The organism is Streptomyces griseorubiginosus (genome assembly GCF_036345115.1).
Taxonomy (GTDB): Bacteria; Actinomycetota; Actinomycetes; order Streptomycetales; family Streptomycetaceae; genus Streptomyces; species Streptomyces griseorubiginosus_C.
This window is the reverse complement of record NZ_CP107766.1, coordinates 392,653-412,292: the sequence shown is the minus strand read 5'-3', so window position 1 is coordinate 412,292 and position 19,640 is coordinate 392,653. Positions and strand designations below refer to the sequence as shown.

General features: G+C 72.8%; 17 protein-coding genes. 13 read left to right on the top strand and 4 right to left on the bottom strand.

Translation table 11 applies throughout. The annotated features are described in order from the left end of the window. The first annotated feature begins 46 nt into the window (after window positions 1-46). The 5 genes from OHN19_RS01940 to OHN19_RS01920 all read left to right on the top strand — a co-directional run bounded on the left by OHN19_RS01940 (window position 47) and on the right by OHN19_RS01920 (window position 7,578). Window positions 47-739 (top strand): haloacid dehalogenase type II, encoded by a 693-nt coding sequence (locus tag OHN19_RS01940; RefSeq protein WP_330262401.1) that lies wholly within the window; start codon window positions 47-49, stop codon window positions 737-739. A 205-nt stretch (window positions 740-944) separates the two neighbouring features. Continuing rightward, complete coding sequence (locus OHN19_RS01935; RefSeq protein WP_330262400.1) at window positions 945-3,278, top strand: glycosyl hydrolase family 95 catalytic domain-containing protein; 2,334 nt, start codon at window positions 945-947, stop codon at window positions 3,276-3,278. Window positions 3,279-3,303: 25 nt separating this feature from the next. Beyond that, complete coding sequence (locus tag OHN19_RS01930) at window positions 3,304-5,193, top strand: glycoside hydrolase family 97 protein (protein WP_330262399.1); 1,890 nt, start codon at window positions 3,304-3,306, stop codon at window positions 5,191-5,193. A gap of 102 nt (window positions 5,194-5,295) precedes the next feature. Beyond that, window positions 5,296-6,555 (top strand): 4-hydroxybenzoate 3-monooxygenase, encoded by a 1,260-nt coding sequence (locus tag OHN19_RS01925; protein WP_330262398.1) that lies wholly within the window; start codon window positions 5,296-5,298, stop codon window positions 6,553-6,555. A 54-nt stretch (window positions 6,556-6,609) separates the two neighbouring features. Next, window positions 6,610-7,578 carry an expansin EXLX1 family cellulose-binding protein gene (locus OHN19_RS01920; protein WP_330262397.1) on the top strand — a complete coding sequence of 323 codons (969 nt, stop codon included), beginning with the start codon at window positions 6,610-6,612 and terminating at the stop codon, window positions 7,576-7,578. A gap of 56 nt (window positions 7,579-7,634) precedes the next feature. Here the strand turns inward: OHN19_RS01920 and OHN19_RS01915 are convergent, their stop codons facing one another. Together OHN19_RS01915 and OHN19_RS01910 are read right to left on the bottom strand one after the other, a co-directional pair. Continuing rightward, a complete protein-coding gene (locus OHN19_RS01915; protein ID WP_330262396.1) occupies window positions 7,635-9,443 on the bottom strand; it encodes a HAMP domain-containing sensor histidine kinase in 1,809 nt (602 codons plus the stop codon). Then, the gene (locus tag OHN19_RS01910) at window positions 9,433-10,134 is read right to left on the bottom strand and encodes a response regulator transcription factor (protein ID WP_330262395.1); all 702 of its coding nucleotides are present in this window, start codon (window positions 10,132-10,134) and stop codon (window positions 9,433-9,435) included. Before OHN19_RS01910 ends, OHN19_RS01915 begins: the two co-directional genes overlap by 11 nt. 91 nt (window positions 10,135-10,225) lie before the next feature. Here OHN19_RS01910 and OHN19_RS01905 point away from each other — a divergent pair, with 91 nt between their 5' ends. The 5 genes from OHN19_RS01905 (at window position 10,226) to OHN19_RS01885 (ending at window position 14,366) form a co-directional block, all read left to right on the top strand. Then, on the top strand, window positions 10,226-10,774 hold the full coding sequence (locus OHN19_RS01905) for a hypothetical protein (protein WP_330262394.1): 549 nt from the start codon (window positions 10,226-10,228) through the stop codon (window positions 10,772-10,774). Then, entirely contained in the window at window positions 10,761-11,987 is a 1,227-nt protein-coding gene (locus tag OHN19_RS01900; RefSeq protein ID WP_330262393.1) for a hypothetical protein, read from the top strand. The genes OHN19_RS01905 and OHN19_RS01900 overlap by 14 nt, the downstream gene beginning before the upstream one ends. After that, a complete protein-coding gene (locus OHN19_RS01895; protein WP_330262392.1) occupies window positions 11,984-12,712 on the top strand; it encodes an ABC transporter ATP-binding protein in 729 nt (242 codons plus the stop codon). Before OHN19_RS01900 ends, OHN19_RS01895 begins: the two co-directional genes overlap by 4 nt. Continuing rightward, entirely contained in the window at window positions 12,709-13,941 is a 1,233-nt protein-coding gene (locus tag OHN19_RS01890) for an ABC transporter permease (RefSeq protein ID WP_330262391.1), read from the top strand. Before OHN19_RS01895 ends, OHN19_RS01890 begins: the two co-directional genes overlap by 4 nt. Before the next feature lie 197 nt (window positions 13,942-14,138). Then, window positions 14,139-14,366 carry a helix-turn-helix domain-containing protein gene (locus OHN19_RS01885; protein WP_330262390.1) on the top strand — a complete coding sequence of 76 codons (228 nt, stop codon included), beginning with the start codon at window positions 14,139-14,141 and terminating at the stop codon, window positions 14,364-14,366. Between the two features lie 32 nt (window positions 14,367-14,398). Here the strand turns inward: OHN19_RS01885 and OHN19_RS01880 are convergent, their stop codons facing one another. Then, entirely contained in the window at window positions 14,399-15,916 is a 1,518-nt protein-coding gene (locus OHN19_RS01880) for a hypothetical protein (protein WP_330262389.1), read from the bottom strand. A gap of 96 nt (window positions 15,917-16,012) precedes the next feature. Between OHN19_RS01880 and OHN19_RS01875 the strand changes: the two genes are divergently transcribed. Continuing rightward, window positions 16,013-16,693 (top strand): 2-phosphosulfolactate phosphatase, encoded by a 681-nt coding sequence (locus OHN19_RS01875; protein ID WP_330262388.1) that lies wholly within the window; start codon window positions 16,013-16,015, stop codon window positions 16,691-16,693. Between the two features lie 71 nt (window positions 16,694-16,764). On the opposite strand, the gene OHN19_RS01870 is transcribed toward OHN19_RS01875, so the two are convergent. After that, the gene (locus OHN19_RS01870) at window positions 16,765-17,223 is read right to left on the bottom strand and encodes an SRPBCC family protein (RefSeq protein ID WP_330262387.1); all 459 of its coding nucleotides are present in this window, start codon (window positions 17,221-17,223) and stop codon (window positions 16,765-16,767) included. Window positions 17,224-17,492: 269 nt separating this feature from the next. Between OHN19_RS01870 and OHN19_RS01865 the strand changes: the two genes are divergently transcribed. Then, entirely contained in the window at window positions 17,493-18,020 is a 528-nt protein-coding gene (locus tag OHN19_RS01865) for an SRPBCC family protein (protein WP_330262386.1), read from the top strand. Continuing rightward, the gene (locus OHN19_RS01860) at window positions 18,013-19,632 is read left to right on the top strand and encodes an NAD(P)/FAD-dependent oxidoreductase (protein WP_330262385.1); all 1,620 of its coding nucleotides are present in this window, start codon (window positions 18,013-18,015) and stop codon (window positions 19,630-19,632) included. The genes OHN19_RS01865 and OHN19_RS01860 overlap by 8 nt, the downstream gene beginning before the upstream one ends. Window positions 19,633-19,640 lie beyond the last annotated feature (8 nt).

Genomic DNA, 19,640 nt, shown 5'->3' with positions numbered 1-19,640 from the left:
ATCGTCACCGGTCGGACGGGTGATTTCGACGCGTACGGGAGACCGCATGGCCGCGATCCGCGACATCGACGTCGTCGTCCTCGACGTCCTCGGCACCCTGGTCGACGAACCCGGCGGACTGCGCTCGGCGATCCGCGAGGCGGTCCCCGCGTCGGACGAGGAGACTGTCGACGACCTGCTCGACCTCTGGCTGCGGCACAGCGAGCGCGAGCAGCGACGCATCGCGCAGGGGCGGCGCCCGTACGCCACCTCGGAGACCCTCGACGCGGAGGCCGCCCGGAAGGTGGCCGACCGGGCCGACGTCACCGACCCGGCGGCCGTCACCAGGCTGGCCACGGCCGGGCAACGCCTGTCGCCCTGGGCCGACTCGGTCACGGGCGTCGAGCAACTGGCCCGACGGCTCCCGGTGTTCGGGCTCTCCAACGCGGGCCGCACCACCCTGGAGCGGCTCAGCGCCCATGTCGGACTCCGCCGGCACCAGGCCCTGTCCGGCGAAACGGTCCGCGCCTACAAGCCGGCACCGGAGGTCTACCGGCTCGCGATCGACACCGCCGGATGCCCGCCCGAGCGAGTCCTCATGGTCGCGGCCCATTCCTGGGACCTGCGGGGCGCCCGGGCGGCGGGGATGCGAACCGCCTACGTCCACCGGCCGGCCGACGACCCGCCGACGAGTCGCGACCACTTCGACGGGCACTTCGACGGCATGGGTGAACTGGTCACCGCGCTGACGGGCGGCTGAGTCCTCCCGCCGTCACGATACATCGGAGGAGTCGCGCCGCTTGGTCTGGGCCTGCTGAGGTGCAGGTCGGAGCCCGAAAACCCGTGCGCGGCTCGACTGTCACGTGGTTCGCATGGTGCTGAAGTCATTGACAGGTACATAGGCGCCTCCTAGGTTCCTCGATACACCCGATGTATCGACGATCCGTCAGGTATGGAGGACGACGATGACCTCACCCCCGGAGAGACACCCGCACCCGGCCCGCAGGGCCGTGCTCGGCACCGCGCTGGGCGGAGCGGCCGCGACCGCGTTGTCCGGTGCGCCGGCCGCCGCGTTACCCGGCGCGGCCCCCGCCGGAGATCCGACGTCCGCCCGGGCCGCCGCCCCGCGCCCCTGGAAACTCCGCGACACCATGAGCACCGACGACGCCTGGGCCCGCTTCCTGCGCGACCAGGACCTGTTGTGGAAACGGCTGCCCACCCTCTGGTACGAGGGCCCCTTCCTCGGCGACGGCCAACTGGGCAGCATGGTCTACCAGGAGCCCGGCGCCAACCGGATCCGCTTCACCGTCCAGCACGGCCGGGTCCAGGACCACCGCCCCGAGTTCGGCAGCGGCTGGGGCACCTGCCGGCTCCCCGTCGGCCACCTCACCCTCGAACCGGCCGGCACCATCACCGCCGTCGACTGGCGCCTCAGCCTCTGGAACGCCGAACTCACCGGCACCGTCACCACCACCGCCGGCACCCTCACCCTCGCCGCCCTGATCCACGACGAGGTCCTCGCCGTCCGTGTCACGGCCCGCGGCGGAGAGCGGGCCACCTGGACCTTCCACCCCGAGGAGGCCATCAGCCCCCGGAAGATCAGCGAGGCCCCGCCCGCCGGCTACACCGCCAACCCGCCGTGGACCACCCGCACCGCCCCCGACGGCACCGAGCAGGTCCTCCAGCCCCTCACCGGCGGCGGACAGACCGCCACCGCCCACCGCCGCACCGGCGACGACCTGCTGCTCAGCGTCGGCCACAGCCACCCTTCCGACACGGCCGCCGAGGCCGACTCCCTGCGCAACCTCCGCCGTGCGAAGTCGTACAGCGCGCTCCGGCAGCGCCACACCAGCTGGTGGCACGCCTTCTACCGCAAGAGCTTCGTGTCGTTCCCCGACCAGCGGCTCCAGAGCTTCCACTGGATCCAGCTGTACAAGGTCGCCTCCGCCAGCCGCGCCGGCGGACCCGTCATGGCGACCTCGGGCCCCTGGCTGGAGCCCACGCCCTGGCCCGCGGTCTGGTGGAACCTCAACGTCCAGCTGGAGTACTGGCTCATCAACGGCTTCAACCACCCGGAGCTGGACTCCCTCGCCACCACACTGCGCCAGAACCAGGAACAGCTGACCGCCAACGTGCCCGCCGTCTACCGCGCCGACAGCTCGGGCGTGGGCCGCAGTTCCGACATGTTCGCCAACCGCAGCGTGGGCCGGCCCGGCACCGGCGCCGAAGTCGGCGACCTCACCTGGGCGTTGCACAACGTGTGGCTGTCCTACCGCCACTCCATGGACACGTCCCTGCTGCGTGACACGATCTACCCGGTGCTGCGCCGGGCGATCAACTACTACCTGCACTTCCTCACCCCGGGCAGCGACGGCAAGCTCCACCTGCCCAGCACCCTGTCGCCCGAATACCCGGTCGTACCGCCCCAGGACACCAACTACGACCTCGCCCTGATCCGCTGGGGCTGCCGGACCCTCCTCGAGTCCGCCGAACTCCTCGGCGTCGAGGACGAGTTGGCCCCGCGCTGGCAGGAGGTCCTCACCAGGCTCACGCCCTACCCGGTCGACGACAACGGCTTCATGATCGGTGCGGACACCCCCTACGCCCAGTCCCACCGGCACTACTCGCACCTGCTGATGGTCTACCCGCTCTACCTCGTCAACTGGGACCAGCCCGAGAACCGCGACCTCATCACCAGGTCGATCGTCCACTGGCACGCGCTCACCGGCTCCCACCGCGGCTACAGCTACACCGGCGCCGCCTCGATGTACGCCATGACGGGCGAAGGGGACACCGCGATCACCTATCTGCGGAAGTTCTTCGATCCCACCACCCGCTACCCTTGCCGCCCCAACACCCACTACACCGAGGCCGGTCCGGTCATCGAGACCCCGCTGTCCGCCTCGCAGTCCCTGCACGACATGTTCTGCCAGAGCTGGGGCGGGGTGATCCGGGTCTTCCCGGCGGTCCCGACCGCCTGGGCGGACCTCACCCTGCACAACTTCCGCACCGAGGGCGCCTTTCTGGTCAGCGCCGTCCGCAAGGCGGGAACCACCCGCTTCATCCGGGTCCGGAGCCTGGCCGGCGAACCCCTCAAGCTCCAGCACGGCCTCACCGGACGTCTCACCGCCGTCCTCGACGACGGCACCCCGGCCCGCACCCGCGACCTCGGCGGCGGCACCCTCGCCATCGACCTTCCCCGCGGCCGCGAGGTGCTCGTGCACACCGGTACCCGCCCCGACCTCACCCTCGCGCCCGTCGCCGTCAGCGAGCCCGGACCGGCCTGGGGACTGCCGTAATAGCCACACAACTCGGAGGACATCGATGGCAGTTCCGATCAGAACGGCGGTCACCGCACTCTGTGCCTCGCTGGCGGCCGCACTCCTCACCACCGCACCCGCTCAGGCCGAACAGCGCGACCAGACATGGTCGTTGTCGGCGGGAGCCCACGCACCGCGCGCCGAGGTCGGCCTCGACGACACCACCGGCCGGCTCACCCTCGCCGTGTCCCGCGACGGCCGTACGGTCATCGAACCGTCACCCGTCGGCCTCGTCACCGAACAGGCCGACCTGTCCAAGGACTTGCGCTTCCTGCACCGCAAGAGCCGCACCGTCGAGGAGCGTTACCGCACCAGGTCCGGCAAGCGCCTGGACCGGCGGGTCCGGATGAACGAGACCCGGCTGTCCTTCGCCGGCGCCGCGGGCGCCCGGTTCGACCTCGTGGTCCGTGCCGCCGCGGACGGCATCGCCTACCGGTACGTCCTGCCCGCCGGCTCCGGTGACGTGCTCGGGGAGGCGTCCGCCTTCAACCTCCCGGCCGACGCGAAGGCGTGGCTCGGCACCTACCGGGTGGACAACGAGGGCCAGTTCGTCCAGTACACCGCCGCGACCGCGCCCACCGGCGAGTACTCCGACCAGGCCCTCTTCTCGACCGACGGCGGATACACCCTGCTCGCCGAGTCCGACCTCACCGGCGGCTACTCCGGTGCCCGGCTCGCCCATGACCAGGGCACCGGCACCTACCGCGTCAAGCTCGCCGACGAACGGGTCGCCGCCACCGGCGCGTTGGCCACCCCGTGGCGCGCCATGGTCACCGGCGACCTCGCCACCGTCACCCGCTCCACCTTCACCGACGACCTCGCCGCCGCCTCCAAGGTGCGCGACACCTCCTGGATCAGGCCCGGCACCGTCCTGTGGACCTGGCTCGCGGGCGGCAGGGAGGCCGGGCAGAGCCTCGCCGCGCAGAAGGCCTACGTCGACCACGCCGCCGAACGCGGCTGGCCCTACGAGGCGGTCGACGCAGGCTGGTACTACCGGCCGGGGGAGTGGGACGTCACCGACCCCGACTGGCAGACCGACAGCTGGATGCCGGAACTCGTCCGGTACGCCCGCGCCAAGGGCGTCGGCATCATCGTCTGGATCCACCAGCGCGACCTCGACACCCCCGAGGAACGCGCGCAGTGGCTGCCCACCCTGGAGAAGTGGGGCATCAAGGGCGTCAAGATCGACTTCATGAACTCCGAGGCCCAGCCCATGCTCCGGTGGTACGACACCATCCTCGCCGAGACGGCCGCCCACCACCTCATGGTCGACTTCCACGGCTCCACGATCCCCAAGGGCATCCAGCGCACCTGGCCGCAGGTCATGACCCTGGAGGGGGTCGCGGGCGAGGAGAAGCGCACCAACACCGCCGCCCACCTCACCACCCTGCCCTTCACCCGCAACGTCATCGGCTCCATGGACTTCACCCCCGGCGCCTTCCAGCGGGTCGGACTGCGCCCCAACTCCGACGCGGCCGAGGTCGGCCTCACCGTCGCCTACGAGTCGGGCCTGCAGATGTTCGCGGGCACCCCCGAGTCGTACGAGGCAAGGCCGCTCGCCCGGGCCTACTTCGACCAGGTCCCGGCGGCCTGGGACGACACCCGGCTGCTCGCCGGCACTCCCGGCCAGGAGGCCGTGCTGGCCCGCCGCAGCGGTGACCGCTGGTTCCTCGGCGGGGTCTACGCGGGGGCCGCCCGCACGGCCCAGGTGCCGCTGTCGCTCGGTCCGGGCCGGTGGCTGGTGGAGACGATCCGGGACGGCGCCGACGGCCTCGTCCAGGACCGCCGGGTCCTGCGCGGCGGCGACACCCTCACCGTCGACGTCGTCGCGAACGGCGGCTTCGCCGGACTCGCCTGCCCGTGGCGGCCGGGCCTCACCACCTGCCACCGCTGAGCACACGGTCGTTCCGGGAACCGTGTCCGATCGGCGAGAGGTTGATCGGACACGGCTCGGACGGCCGGCTTCCTCGCTAGGCTGGGTGCCGGAGGTGCCCAAGTGGCCGAAGAAGCAAGCCAGTTGCAGGACGCTCCCGAATCGACGACGGTCGTGGTGATCGGCGCGGGCCCGGCCGGGATGACCGTCGCCACCCTGCTCCAGCACAGCGGCATCGACTGCGTCGTCCTGGAACGCCGCTCCCGCGAGCACGTCGCCCGGCGGCAGCGGGCCGGCATCGTCGAGACCCGCGCGGTCCGCATGTTCGACTCGTGGGGACTGACCGACAAGGTCCTCGGCGGCATCCCGTACGACGGCATCCTGGAGTTCCGGGTGGACGGCCGCAGCCACCTGGTCTCCGACAGCGACGGCTCGGACGGTCCGGCCGCCCGGCTGTGCCCCCAGCAGGTCCTCGTGCAGAAACTCACCGAGACCTTCCTGGAGGGCGGCGGCGACCTGCGCTTCGAGGCCTCCGACGTCTCCCTGCACGACCTGACCGGCGACCGCCCCACCATCCGCTACCGCGCGCCCGACGGCACACCGCACGCCCTCACCTGCGATTTCGTCGCCGGGTGCGACGGCGACCACGGAGTCAGCCGTACGGCCGTCCCCGACGGCGTCCTCACCGCGCACGCCTTCGACCACGGCATCGGCTGGCTCACCGTCCTGGCCGACGCCCCGCCCCCCGCCCACCCCCTCCTCGCCGTCAGCGCCCAGGGCTTCGCCGCCCACTTCCCGCGCGGCCCCCACGCGAGCCGCTACTACCTCCAGTGCCCGCCCGACGACACCCCGGACGCCTGGCCCGACCAGCGTGTGTGGGACGCCCTGCGCACCCGCCTCGGCGACCCGGACCTCGTCCCCGGCCCGATCACCGACCGCGAGGTCTTCCGGCTCCGCAGTCTCGTCCACGACCCCATGTCGTACGGCCGTCTCTTCCTGGTCGGCGACGCGGCGCACATCGTGTCGCCGATGGGCGGCAAGGGCATGAACCTCGCCCTGTACGACGCCGACCTCCTCGTACGTGCCGTGCGGGACGTCGTCCGGGACGGCGACGACACCGCGCTCAGCAGCTACTCGGCACGCTGTCTGCGCCGTGTCTGGAACGACCAGGAGTTCTCGCACTGGCTCACCCGGACCCTCCACGACGCCGGGGACGCCGACCCGTTCCCGCGCCACCTCGCCCGGGCCCGTCTCGACCGGCTCTTCCACTCCCCGGCCGCGGCCCGCGCCTTCGCCGAACTCATGACCGGCCTTGACCTGACCGGGGGAGCGGCGCCCTTCCAGGAACTGTCCGGCAACCTTTCCGTGAGCGGCGGCGACTGACGGTCGGAAGCTCCCTCCGCCGGAGGCTCGTACGCACCACACAAGGACTTGGCCGTGGCAACTCGCTCACACCGTTCCCCTTCGTCCGGGTCAGGCAGACGGCGCGCGGCGCTCGGTGCCGCGGTGGCCGTCGCACTCGTGGCCGCCCTGATCGTGGCGTTCGGCCCGGACCACGGGAGCAGCGCCGGCCCCGCCGGGGCCACCTCCGTCGCCGGGGCCCGTGCGACGCCGACCGCGACCACACCGGCGGCGGAACCGACGACGGTCTCTCCGTCGGCCTCGGAGTCCGCTTCGCCCTCGCCCTCCTCCCGCGGGAGCGCCCCGGCCGCCGCGAGCAGCGCGTCGTCCCGTAGGGCGGCGACCCCGGCCGCCGAGCCGGCCCGCAAGGCGTCCGGTTCCGCCCCGCTCGCCGGGCGCATCAAGCCCGGTGTCTCCTACGAGGGCGTGGCGACGTTCTACGACGTGGGCGACGGCGACGGGGCCTGTCTGTACGGGCCGACCACCGACGTCATGACCGCGGCGATGAACACCACGGACTACGAGACGTCCAAGGCCTGCGGGGCGTACATCCTCGTCCGGGCCGCGAGCGGTGCCTCCGTCACGGTACGGATCACCAACGAGTGCCCGCTGCCCTGCGCACCCGGCCAACTCGACCTCAGCCCGCAGGCCTTCGCGAAGCTCGCCGCCCCGGTCACGGGGCGCATCCCGATCACGTGGAGTCTGCTGAGTCCCAGCACCTCCGACACGATCTCGATCCGCTACAAGACCGGATCGACCCGCTACTGGTGCGGGATCCAGGCCATCGGCCACCGCAACCCGCTGGCCCGGCTCGAAGTCCGAACCGCTTCCGGCTGGAGCGAGTTGCCCCGTACGGAGTACAACTACTTCCTCTCCGAGCAGGGCAGCGGGTGCGGGGGCGCGATCAGGCTCACCGACATCTACGGCGAGCGACTGGAGATCACCGGGATCGCCGTGCGGCCGGACGTGGCGCAGTCGACCGGGGTGCAGTTCGCCCGGCACTGACGGGCGGTCCGGCACCGCGCTGACAGCCTTCCGGGCCACGTACGACGAGGTCGGTCTCAGCGGGTCCGCAGCGCCTCGGCGCAGGTGTGGGGCAGGCGGAGAGCGAAGACCGTCTCCCTGCCGGGGGTGCTGGTGACCGAGACCGTGCCGCCGTGGGCCTCGACGAGCTGGCGGACGATCGCGAGGCCCAGGCCGCTGCCGCCGGTCTGCCGGCTGCGGGACCTGTCGGCGCGCCAGAAGCGGTCGAAGACGCGGGGCAGGTCGTCGGCGGCGATACCGGTACCGGTGTCGGCGACCTCGATCACGGTCACCTCGCCCTCGCCGCGGCAGCCGAGCGTGACGACGCCTCCGGGAGGCGTGTGCCGGATCGCGTTGGACAGGAGGTTGCCGACGGACTGGCGCAGGCGCGCGGGATCGGCGTGCAGGACCGGGGTGTCCTCGATGCGGGTGGTGAGCGTGACTCCGGCGGTCTCGGCCCGGCCGCGGTGGGCCGCGGCCACGTGGTCGAGGAGCTCCCGCAGGCTCAGGGGTTCCGGGTGCAGGCGCAGCCGGCCCGCGTCCGCCTGGGCCAGGTGCTGGAGGTCGTCGACGATGTGCTGGAGCAGCAGGGCCTCCTCGAGGAGGGAGGCGACGAACTTCTCGTCCGAGGCGGCCAGGCCGTCCTGGGCCGCCTCGAGCCAGCCCCGGATCGTACTGAGCGGTGTGCGCAGTTCGTGGGCGACGTCGCTGACCATCGCCTTGCGCTGGTCCTCCAGCCGCTCACGGCGCTCGGACAGGTCGTTGAAGGCGGCGGCCAGGTGACCGATCTCGTCGTTGGTGGTCACCGGTACCCGCAGGTGCTCCTGCGGCGAGTGGCGGGCCGCGTCGGTCAGCGCCCGCAGCGGTCTGACCAGCCGGGTGCCGACGGTGACGGTGACCGCCAGGGTGAGGACGAGGACGAGCGCGGCGACACCGGCGACCTTGGCCGTGTTGGCGGACGAGAGGTCGAAGCCGGGGGCGGCCGGCGTTCCGGCCGGGGTGGTGACGAACAGCAGTGCGGGCGGGGCGACATAGGGGGCGAGCTGCTCGCGGCGGGCGGTGTCGACGCACCGCTGCTCGGGCTCGCTGACGCTCCTGGTGGGAGCGAAGCCGAGACCGACCTCGACGGGGTCCAGCCGCTGGCGCTTCAGGCAGCCGCTCACCAGGGTGTTGAGCCGGTCGAGTGCCCGCTTCTCGGTCCTGGTCGGATCGTCGAGTTCGAACACCCCGCACACCTCGCCGACCTTCCGCTGGATGCCGCGGTCGCCGGTCATGACGAGCGAGGGTCTGCCGCTCGCCCCTTCGGTGACCCCGGCGGCGAATCCGGCACCCCGCAGGCAGGTCTGCAACTTCCGCGCGAGGTACCGCAGTTCCTTGCGCTCGGCGTCCGGCAGCCGGTAAGGGCCGACCGCTCGCGGGTCGACACCGTCCGCCTGGACGCCCGGCAGCAGGGCCGGGTCGGCCCGCAGGGGGTCGACGAGCGCGGAGGCGTTGGCGGGGAGCTGCTGGGACACGGTGCCGGACGCGGCGACGGGCCGGCGGTCCTGGGTGGTCAGGGTGATGTGGCGACCGGTCCGTGCGGAGAGCCGCTTCAGCGCGGGCGTCACCGCCGACCAGTCGGTGTGCTCGGCCGCGTAGCCGACGAGCGTGTCGTAGATCTGGGCGTCGTCGGCGAGGACCTGTCCCTGCTCCCGCTGGATGGCGCTGGTGGTGGTGCGCGCGGCCAGCCAGGCCGTGGCCGCGACCGAGCACACGGCGATGGTGATCGACGCGGCCAGCAGCCGGACCAGCAGACTCCGGCGCAGGGGCAGTCGGCCGTGCGGGCGCACCCGCCCCTCAGCGGCCACGGCTGCCGTCGGAGAGGCGGTAGCCGACGCCGAACACCGTCTGGAGGTAGGCCGGTCGGCGGGGGACGCGCTCGATCTTCTTGCGGAGGTTCAGGACGTGCACGTCGATCGTGCGCTCGGTGATGTAACGGTCGTCCCCGCGGGTGCTCGCCAGCAACTGGCGCCGGGTGAAGACCCGTTCCGGTTCGGCGGCCATCGTGGCGAGCACGTCGAACTCACCAGGTGTGCAGGCCACTTGACGGCCCTCGACCTCGACCACGCGGCGCACCGGGTCGACGGCCAGGGCGCCGACCCGCAGCACCGGGTCGTTCGGGACCGTGCCGGACGCCCGGGTCCGCCGTAGCAGCGTACGGACGCGGGCCATCAACTCGCGTGGGCTGTAGGGCTTGGTGAGGTAGTCGTCCGCGCCGAGGTCCAGGCCGAGCAGCAGGTCCTCCTCGGTGCTGCGGGCGGTCAGCATCAACACCGGCAGATCGCTCTCGCGGCGCAGGATGCGGCACACGTCCAGACCGTCGACGACCGGCATCATCACATCGAGGACCAGCAGGTCGGGCCGGTGGCGGCGCACCTCGTCGAGCGCGGCGCGCCCGTCGTGGACGAGCAGGGCGGTATGGCCCTCGCTCTCCAGGTAACGGCGGATCACCTCGGCCTGTTTGGTGTCGTCCTCGGCCACGAGGACACGGGCGTTCATGGGGTCAGCGTAGGCACGCGGCGATCAGGTCAGACGGCTTTCTGACGGCGTCCTGACAGGATCGTCATAACTTCGGGCCATGGTCTGCGCCATGTTGAACCTCTTCAGACGAACCGCGGTCCTCACCTCCGTCGGCGCGGCCGGGCTGCTCCTCCTGACCGCCTGCGGGGGCGTCGGCGGAGACGACGACGCGGGCAAGGGCGGTGACGGCGAGGTCGCCTCGCTCACCACACCGGCGGCGGACGGCGGTTCGGCGAGCGCGAGCGCCGATCCCGACGCGGGCCGGCCGCAGATCCGGCTGGACAGCACCAACGAGGAGGTCAACCGCCTGTACGACGCCTGGCTCGCGTGTCTGAAGGACCACGGGGCGGCGGAGAAGTACAAGCGCAAGCCGAACGACCCCTCGGTGCTGGCCTGCAAGGGGAAGGAGCCGCTCAATCCGCCGGAGCTGGACCCTTCCAAGAACCCGGACTACAGCGACGACGTACGCGAGATGGTGCAGTGCATGAAGAGCCACGGCATCAAGGCCCTGGTCTACGAAGGAAATTGGGCCCTGGAGACCGGCGACGAGATGAACCGCCCCCACTACGACGAGTACGAACTCCAGTGCCAGGTGAAGGCGTTCGGTGAAGACAAGTAAAGACACCGGGACCGGTCGGCGGCCGGGCGGACGGCGGCTGGTCGTCTCCGTGGTGGCGTCGGCGGTCGTCGTGGCGAGCGCGTTCACCGTGACCGCGTGGCAGAAGGACGACGGGAAGGCGGACAGCGCGAAGGGCGACGCCGTCCGTACCGCGACCGCCGTCGTGACGAGGAGCGACCTCTCCAACGCCCGGACACTCGACGGGAATCTCGGCTACGGCCGCGCCACCACGGTGAAGGGCGGCAGACCCGGCCTGATCACCTGGCTGCCGCCGACGGGGGCGACGGTGAAGCGCGGCGAGCCGCTGTACCGGGTCGACAACGTCCCGGTGCCGGTCTTCTACGGCGGCACACCGCTGTACCGGACCCTGGAGGCCAGGGGCACCACCGGCCCGGACGTGAAGACCGTGGCCGACAACCTCAGGGAACTCGGGTACGACATCGGCGCACAGCCCGCGGCGGGCACGTGGGTCACCCCGGAACCGGCCACGAGCGAGCCGGTGCCTTCCGGTACGTCTTCGGCGGTGCCCGCATCGAGCGCCGCCCCCTCTCCTTCCGCAACTCCGGTTCAGGTCAAGCGTGGTGACGCAGTCCTGACCGCCGCTCTCGTGGCCGCCGTCAAGCGGTGGCAGACCGCGACCGGTATGCCGGCCACCGGTGTGCTGGGCGCCGGCGACATCGCGGTGCTGTCCGGTGCCGTACGGGTCGACGGCGTCCAGGCACAGCTCGCCGACGCGGCCGACGGGACCCTGATGACGGTCACCTCCACCACCAAGTCGGTGACCGTGCCGGTGGATCCGGACGAGGCGGGCTCGATGAAGCGGGGCGACGCGGTGACCGTGACGCTGCCCGACGACTCCACGGCCCGGGGCACCATCACCGCCGTCGGCGCCACCGTCCGCACCGGCGACGCGTCCAGCGGCGACGACACCGCCGGGCAGCCCCGGCTGACCGTCGGCATCGCCCTGCGCGACACCGCGGCGGTGCGCGGACTGAACTCCGCCCCCGTGCGGGTGCGCTTCACCTCAGAGACCCACAAGGGCGTGCTCACCGTGCCCGTCGGCGCCCTGCTGGCCCTGCGCGAGGGCGGCTACGGCGTCCAGCTGCCGAGCGGCCGGCTGGTGGCCGTGAAGACGGGGATGTTCTCCAAGGGTCTGGTGGAGGTCAGCGGCGCGGGCATCAGCGCCGGGACCAAGGTGGTGACCACGTCATGAGCACGCGGCCGGAACTCGGCGCGCCCCCGGTCCTCGCGGTGCGCGGCGCGAGCATGGTCTACCCGGGCGGGGTCACGGCGCTCGACAACGTCTCGCTCACCGTCGAACAGGGCGAACTGCTCGGCATCGTCGGCCCGTCCGGCTCGGGCAAGTCGACCCTGCTCAACATCATGGGCACGCTGGACCGGCCGACGAGCGGCACCGTGGAGATCGGCGGCCAGGACGTCGCGGACCTCTCCGACCGCCGGCTGTCGGCGCTGCGGGGACGCCGACTCGGCTTCGTCTTCCAGCAGTTCCACCTCACCGACGGGCTCACCGCAGCCGAGAACGTCGCCACCGGACTGCTCTACGCCGGCGTGCCGCGCCGCAGGCGCCGCGCGCTGGCCCTGGAGGCACTGGACCGGGTGGGCCTCGCCCGCCGGGCCCGGCATCTCCCGCAGCAGCTGTCCGGCGGCGAGCGGCAGCGGGTGGCCATCGCCCGCGCGCTCGTCAACCGTCCCGTCCTGGTCCTCGCGGACGAGCCCACGGGCGCCCTGGACACCGCGAACGGCGTGGCCGTACTGGATCTGCTGACCGCGCTGAACCGCGAGGGCACCACCATCGCCGTCATCACCCACGACCGGGACATCGCCGCCCAGCTGCCCCGCCGGGTGGAGATCCGCGACGGCCGCCTCCGCTCCGACGTCCGCACCGACACGTACGCCCGTACGGAAAGCTGGTCATGACCATCACCCCGACGAGGACCGCCGGCCGTGGCGCCGGCAGCAGGCCGGTACGGCTGGCACCGCTGGACATCCTGGGCCTGGGGCTGCTGGGCATCCGCACCCGCAAGGTGCGGGCCGCCCTGTCCGCCCTCGGCATCTCGATCGGCATCGCCACCCTCATCGTCGTCACCGGAATCCCGGCGTCCAGCCAGAAGGCCCTGATGCGGGAGCTCTCCGCGCTGGGCACCGACATGCTCCAGGCCGTGCCCGCCCGCCAGGACCCACCCGTGCTGCTGCCACCGGAATCGGTGGACATGGCCCGCCGGATCGGGCCCGTCACGGCGGCCAGCGCGGTCGCCAACACGCACACCGAGGTCCTCCGCAACGACCGCCAGGGCGCCGCCGACTACACCGGCCTGACCGTCCTGGCGAGCAGATCCGATCTGCTGCGCACGATCAACGCCCAGGTCGGCTCGGGCCAGTTCCTCAGCGCCGACACGCAGAGTTTCCCGACGGCCGTCCTCGGCTCGGTCGCCGCCTCGCGGCTCGGCATCCCGAAGATCACCCCCGGGCAGAGCACCCCGCAGATCTACGTCGACCGCCACTGGTTCACGGTCATCGGCGTCCTGGAGAAGACCCCGCTGTCGCCGGACATCGACCGCTCGGTGCTGGTCGGCTGGGAGGCGGCGCGCTCACTGCTCAGGTTCGACGGGCACCCGACCGTGATCTACCTCAAGGCGAAGGAGTCGCGGATCGAAGCCGTACGGGACGTGCTGCCCGCCACCGTCAACCCCGAACTGCCCGGAGTGGTCCAGGTGAGCCGGCCGTCCGACGCGCTGGCCGCCAAGCGGGCCACCGAGTCCACGTTCTCCGCGCTCTTCCTCGGACTCGCCGGGGTCGCTCTCCTCGTCGGTGGCATCGGAGTCGCCAACACCATGGTCATCTCCGTCCTCGAACGCCGCCGGGAGATCGGTCTGCGCCGGGCCCTCGGCGCCAACCGGGGCCAGATCCGCGCCCAGTTCCTCACCGAGTCGGTCGTCCTGTCGGGACTCGGCGGCCTGGCCGGCGTCGCCCTGGGCACCCTCGCCACCTACGCCTACGCCACCCACCAGCACTGGCCGCCGGTCGTCCCCCTCACCTCGGTGACCGCCGGGTTCGCCGGGGCGATCCTGATCGGCATGCTGGCCGGCCTCTACCCGTCCGTCCGCGCCGCCCGCCTGACCCCGACGGAGGCGCTGGCGACGGCGTAGCCGGTCGCGCGTCCGCGGGACGGCGGCACGGCGGGACTTCAGGGGCCCGCCGACCCGTCATCGGTCACCCGTCATCCGGTTATATCTGCCGGCAGGCGCCCATCGCCCTGGCCGACCCCGGGCTCCCGTCCGTACTCCTCTACCCCCTCCCGCACCTGCCGCCGACGCCCCCGCAGGCGGACTCCCCACAGCTGAACGTGCTGCTGGGCGCCACCCGCGCCGCCGTCCTGAGAGCGAGCGCGACCGGCTCCACCACCACCGAGGCCGCCCACCGGGTAGGCGTGACCCCCACGACGGCCAGCCATCACACCGCCGTACTGCGCGACGCCGGCCTGATCACCAGCCACCGCCATGCCAACACGGTCCTGCACACCCTGACCCCGCTCGGGGTGGCTCTGCTGCGAACGGGCCCGGGGGACCGCTGACCGTGCCTGGTCAGGACTCCGCGGATCCTCGCTCACACGTCGAGGAGCAGCTCCGACATCACGGCGGGCGGCAGGGACGGGTTGGCCGCCGCCGCCTCCGCCACCCGTTCGTCCGGGTCGGCGAGGAGCTCCGTGATGACCGGCGGCGGGAGGGCGGGATGGCCGGCGGCGACGGGCCTCGCGCGTTCGTCGGGCAGGCAGAGGAGCAGCGCGGGGGCCGTCGCTCGGCGATGCCGGGCTACTTCACGGAACACCCGGTGCACGGGAGGTTCGTGGCGGGCCAGGTCCTCCAGCAGGGCCGGGGAAGCGTCGGGATTGGCCGCCACCTTGGCGAGGACACGGACCCCGTGCCGGTCGACCATGGAGCGCAGCTGCCCCTCGGCGAGCCCCGGATGCGGGGCGAGGGCCTTGACCACCTTGGCGTCGGGGTCGTCGGCCAGCCGGTCGAGTATCGCGGGCGGCAGATCGCGTCGCTGGGCCACGAGCATGCGCGCGGCCGGCTCCACCGACTCGGCGAGCGCCGCGACCTCGGCGGGAGAGGCGGCGGCGACCCGGGGCAGCAGGGTCGCGCCGATCCTGACGTTGCGAGCCAGTTCGGTGAGCAGGTCGAGCGGGATACGCGGATGGTGGGCGAGCCCGCGGCGCACCTCGGGGTCGGGGTCGCCGGCCGGCTCGCGCATCAGGGCGTCGTCGAGCGCGGGGTTCCGGGCCAGGTCGGCGCGGATTCCGGGAACGGGGTCGGCGGCCAGCCGTGCGCACACCCGGAGGGGCAGGTCCCGGCGGGCGGCCAGGGCCCAGCGCAACAGCATCGACGGGTGGTCCACGAACTCGGTCACGGCCGCGACCGGGGTGGCCGGATTGCCGATCGCCGCGTGCTGGATGTCCTGCACGGTGGACTCGTGCGAGCCGTCGCAGGAGGCGCCCGGAGGCAGCTCGCAGTCGAGCCGTGGGCAGAACGGATCGTGGACGAAGGGAGTCTCCTCGCGGTCGCAGACCAGACAGTGCCGCGCCGGGGGGAGGCCCACACCGGTCACCAGTGCCGCCAGTGCGGCCGGGGGAGTCGCCTCGTTGACCGCCACCGCGGCACGGACCAGCGCGTGCGGGTGCGCCGCCAGCCTCTCGGCCACGTCCGCGGGGGCCGCGAGGGCGAGTTCGGCGACGACTTGCACGTCAGGGTCGGCCGCGAGCCTGTCCACCACGTCCGACGGAAGCCCCCGGCAGCCCGCCAACTTCTCCCGACGCTCACGGGCCGGGTCCGCCACCAGGAGGCGCGCCCACTCCGGACGTCCGGCCCCGTGTTCGAGGAGGGCGAGAGCGGCATCGGGCCAGAGGGCGGGATCCACGTCGTCGGCGGTCAGCAGCCCCTCGTTCGCGAGCGCCCGAGCGCTCCCCTCGACACGCCGCGCCAACGCCACCGCCTGCGCACGGCTGAGGTCCGTCCGGCAGGCGAGGCCCTCGGCGATGTCGTCGTCCGCGATGGCGACGAGCCGGTCCACCAGAGCTGACGACAGGGCGGGATTGGCGGCCAGCCCGCGCAGGATGTGGTCCACGTGGGCATCCTGCCTGGCGGACGCGGGAGGAGCGCGGGATTTTCCGCAGGCCGGAAATTCACCGACGACCACCCCTGCGTGCGCGATCATCGTCGGATGGACCCTCGTTTCCTCGGCATAGCCGAACTGACCGAAGTCCCGTCCGTAGCCGTCGTGGTCGATGTCATGCGGGCCTTCACGGTGGCCGCGTGGGCCTTCGGTCAGGGGGCGGAGAAGATCGTGCTCGCCGAGTCCCTGGACGAGGCCCTGGCGCTGAAGGAGCGCCACCCCGACTGGGTGGCGCTCAAGGACGGTCCGCCCGCGCCCGGCTTCGACATCGTCAACTCGCCCGGCCTGCTGCGCTCCCTCGATCTCGCCGGACGGACCGTGGTGCAGAAGACCACGGCCGGGACGGTCGGCGCACTGGCCGTCAGGGAGGCGTCGCTGGTGCTCTGCGCCTCCTTCGTGGTCGCGGAGGCGACGGTCCGGCTTCTCCGGGCCCGTGGGGGTGGCGCCGTCACCTTCGTGGTCACGGGCGAGGACGGACGGGCCGACGAGGATCTGGCGTGCGCCCACTACATCGCTCGCCGTGTCACCGACCCGGGAACCGACGCGGCGGAGTTCCTCCGCCGTGCCGCCGAGTCGCGTGCCGCCACCGAACTCGCGGAAGGCGTCCGCAAGGGCGTCCACGCCGACGACGTCGCCCTCTGCCTCGAACTCGACCGGTTCCCCTTCGCCATGGCGGCCACCCAGGAGGACTCCCTCATGGTCCTGCGCCCGCACGCCGCGCCCGCGTAGACCGAAGAGCCCCTGCGGCGGGCGCCGCCACGGCCGTACCCCTGAAGGATCCGGCACGGCAGGGCCCGTCGTCAGCTCGCCGGGATCGCCCTCTCCGCGGCCGCCTTGATCCGCGCCCCGAACGCCGGCGCGTCCTTGCGGGCCGCGGCCAGTGCCAGACCGACCAGCAGCTTGCCCAGTCCATGGCCGTCCAGGACGTTGAAGATGCGGACACGGGTCCTGCCGTCGGGCAGGGACTCCAGGTCGTAGCCGCCCTCGCGCACGGTCACGCTGTTCTTGGACACCTCGGCCCAGCGGATCTTCACCGGCGCGTCGAGCTCGGTGATGCGGAACTCCCGGGCGGACTTCATACCGGCGTCCTTCACGGTGCTCCGGAAGACCGTGCCCACGGCGGTCGGCGTCTCGGGGATCCGCTCGATCTTGAGGACCCGGGGGCTGAACTGCGGGTCGTTGCGCCCGTCGGCGAGGTACTCGTACACCTCCTTGACGGGCCGGTCGACCTCGACCACCGCTTCGAACTGTCCGGACATGGGCACTCCTCATCGGTCGAGCCAGGACGAATGCGCGGCTTGCCTTGACGGGCGGTTCTGCCAGGGCGGCACAGCGACCCTACGGGAGGGCAGGTCATCGCGCGAGACGTAGGGAGCCCGCACCGCATCCGAACAGGGGGTGGGTCCCGAAGTCCTCTCCACAACGCACCGAAAGGGACGAGGTCCCCGCTTCGGGTTGGGCCCCGGATGTACGGGCACTCGGGGCGAGGCCGCAGGGCACCCCGTCCGAGGCCGTCCGGGAGGTATTCGTGGCCCGTCGTCATCGTCTGATCCGAGTCAGCCCGAGCGCGGTGTGGGACGTCCTCGCGGACGGCCACCGCTACGCCGATTGGGTCGTGGGAACCTCGCAGTCCGAGCCGGTCCGCGGCACGTGGCCGCACCGGGACGCGGCGATCCGCTTCCAGGTCCCGCTCGGCCCGCTGCGCCTGGTCAACGAGACGGTGGTACGGCACTGCGAGGAAGGCGTCACGCTGGAGCTGGAAGCCCACGCCGGTGTGCTGGGCACGGCACGCATCGCGATCGAGTTGCGGGAGTGGGGCGAGCACTGCCTGGTCATCGTGGACGAGCACCCCCTGCGGGGGGCGGGCGGCACGCTCCACAACGTCGGATTCGACGCGCTGATCCAGCTGCGCCACCGCACCATGCTCGCCCGGCTCGCCCGGCTCTGCGAGCACCCGGAGCCGGACGAGTCGGATGCCCGAGGCACCCGGGGGGCGCCCCATCTCGTCGCGGTGGACCGGGACGGATCGGGAGCGGAGAGGCCCGGTCATGCCTGACGCCGTGGTGATCGGCGCGGGCCCCAACGGGCTGGTGGCCGCCAATGTGCTGGCGGACGCCGGATGGAGCGTCGAGGTGCTGGAGGAGCAGCCGGAGCCCGGCGGCGCCGTCCGCCACGACCACGGCGTCGACCCCGCCTTCGCCAACGACCTCTTCAGCTCCTTCTACCCGCTCGCGGCCGCCTCCCCGGTGCTGGCCGCCCTGCGCCTTCAGGACCACGGACTTCGGTGGGGCCACGCCCCCAGCGTGCTCGCGCACCCCCTCACCGACGGAAGCTGCGCCCTCCTGGACCGCGACCTCGACACCACCGCCGCGTCCCTCGACGCCTTCGCGCCGGGCGACGGGGACGCGTGGCGACGCCTGCACGACATGTGGCAGCGCCTGCGCCCCGACCTCCTGGACGCCCTGTTCACGCCCTTCCCGCCGGTCCGTGCGACGGCCCGCATGGCGTGGCGGCTACGGGTCGCGGGCGGCCTGCGCATCGCCCGCACCCTGGCCCTCCCGGTACGGCGGATGGGGGCGGAGGAGTTCCGCGGACAGGGCGGCCGCCTCCTCCTGGCCGGCAACGCCCTGCACGCCGACCTCGCCCCGGAGTCGGCCGGCAGCGGCGGCTTCGGCTGGCTCATGGCCATGCTGGGACAGACGTACGGCTTCCCCGTCCCCGTCGGCGGCTCCGGCGCCCTCACCGAGGCACTGACCCGGCGCCTGCACTCCCTCGGCGGCCGGGTCCGCTGCGGACAGCGCGTCGACGAGGTCGTCGTCCGCGGCGGACGGGCCGTCGGTGTCCGTACGGCGGCGGGCGACGCGGTACCGGCCCGCCGGGCGGTGCTGGCGGACGTGTCGGTGCCCGCGCTGTACGGCGGCCTCGTGGACCCCGAGCACCTGCCCGCGCAGCTCCTGGACGACCTGCGCCGCTTCCAGTGGGACTTCGCCACCTTCAAGGTCGACTGGGCGCTCGACGGACCGGTGCCCTGGCAGGCCGAGGCGGCGTCCCGGGCCGGCACCGTGCACCTCGCCGACGGAGTCGACGAGCTGACCCGCTTCGCCGCCCAGATCGCCATGCGGCAGGTCCCGGACCGCCCCTTCCTGCTGTTCGGGCAGATGACCACCTCCGACGCCACCCGCTCCCCGCAGGGCACCGAATCGGCCTGGGCCTACACCCACATCCCGCACGAGATCGCCGCCGACGCCGCCGACGAGGGCATCACCGGACGCTGGGACACCAAGGAACAGGAGCTCATGGCCGACCGGGTCGAACGCCAGGTGGAACGCTTCGCACCCGGCTTCCGCGCCCTGGTCCGGGCCCGCCGCGTCCTCGCGCCCCCCACCCTCCAGGCCATGGACGCCAACCTGTACGGCGGCGCCATCAACGGGGGCACGACCGCCCTCCACCAGCAGCTCGTCTTCCGCCCCGTGCCCGGCACCGGACGCCCGGAGACCCCGGTCCCCGGCCTGTTCCTGGCCTCCTCCGGCGCCCACCCGGGTGGTGGGGTCCACGGCGCGCCCGGCGCCAACGCGGCCCGGGCCGCCCTGCACCGCCACCGGCCCCCCGGCCTGACCCGCGCCCAACGCATGCTGACCCGCCGCGACCGCACCGGAACCAGACAGTGACCGCACGA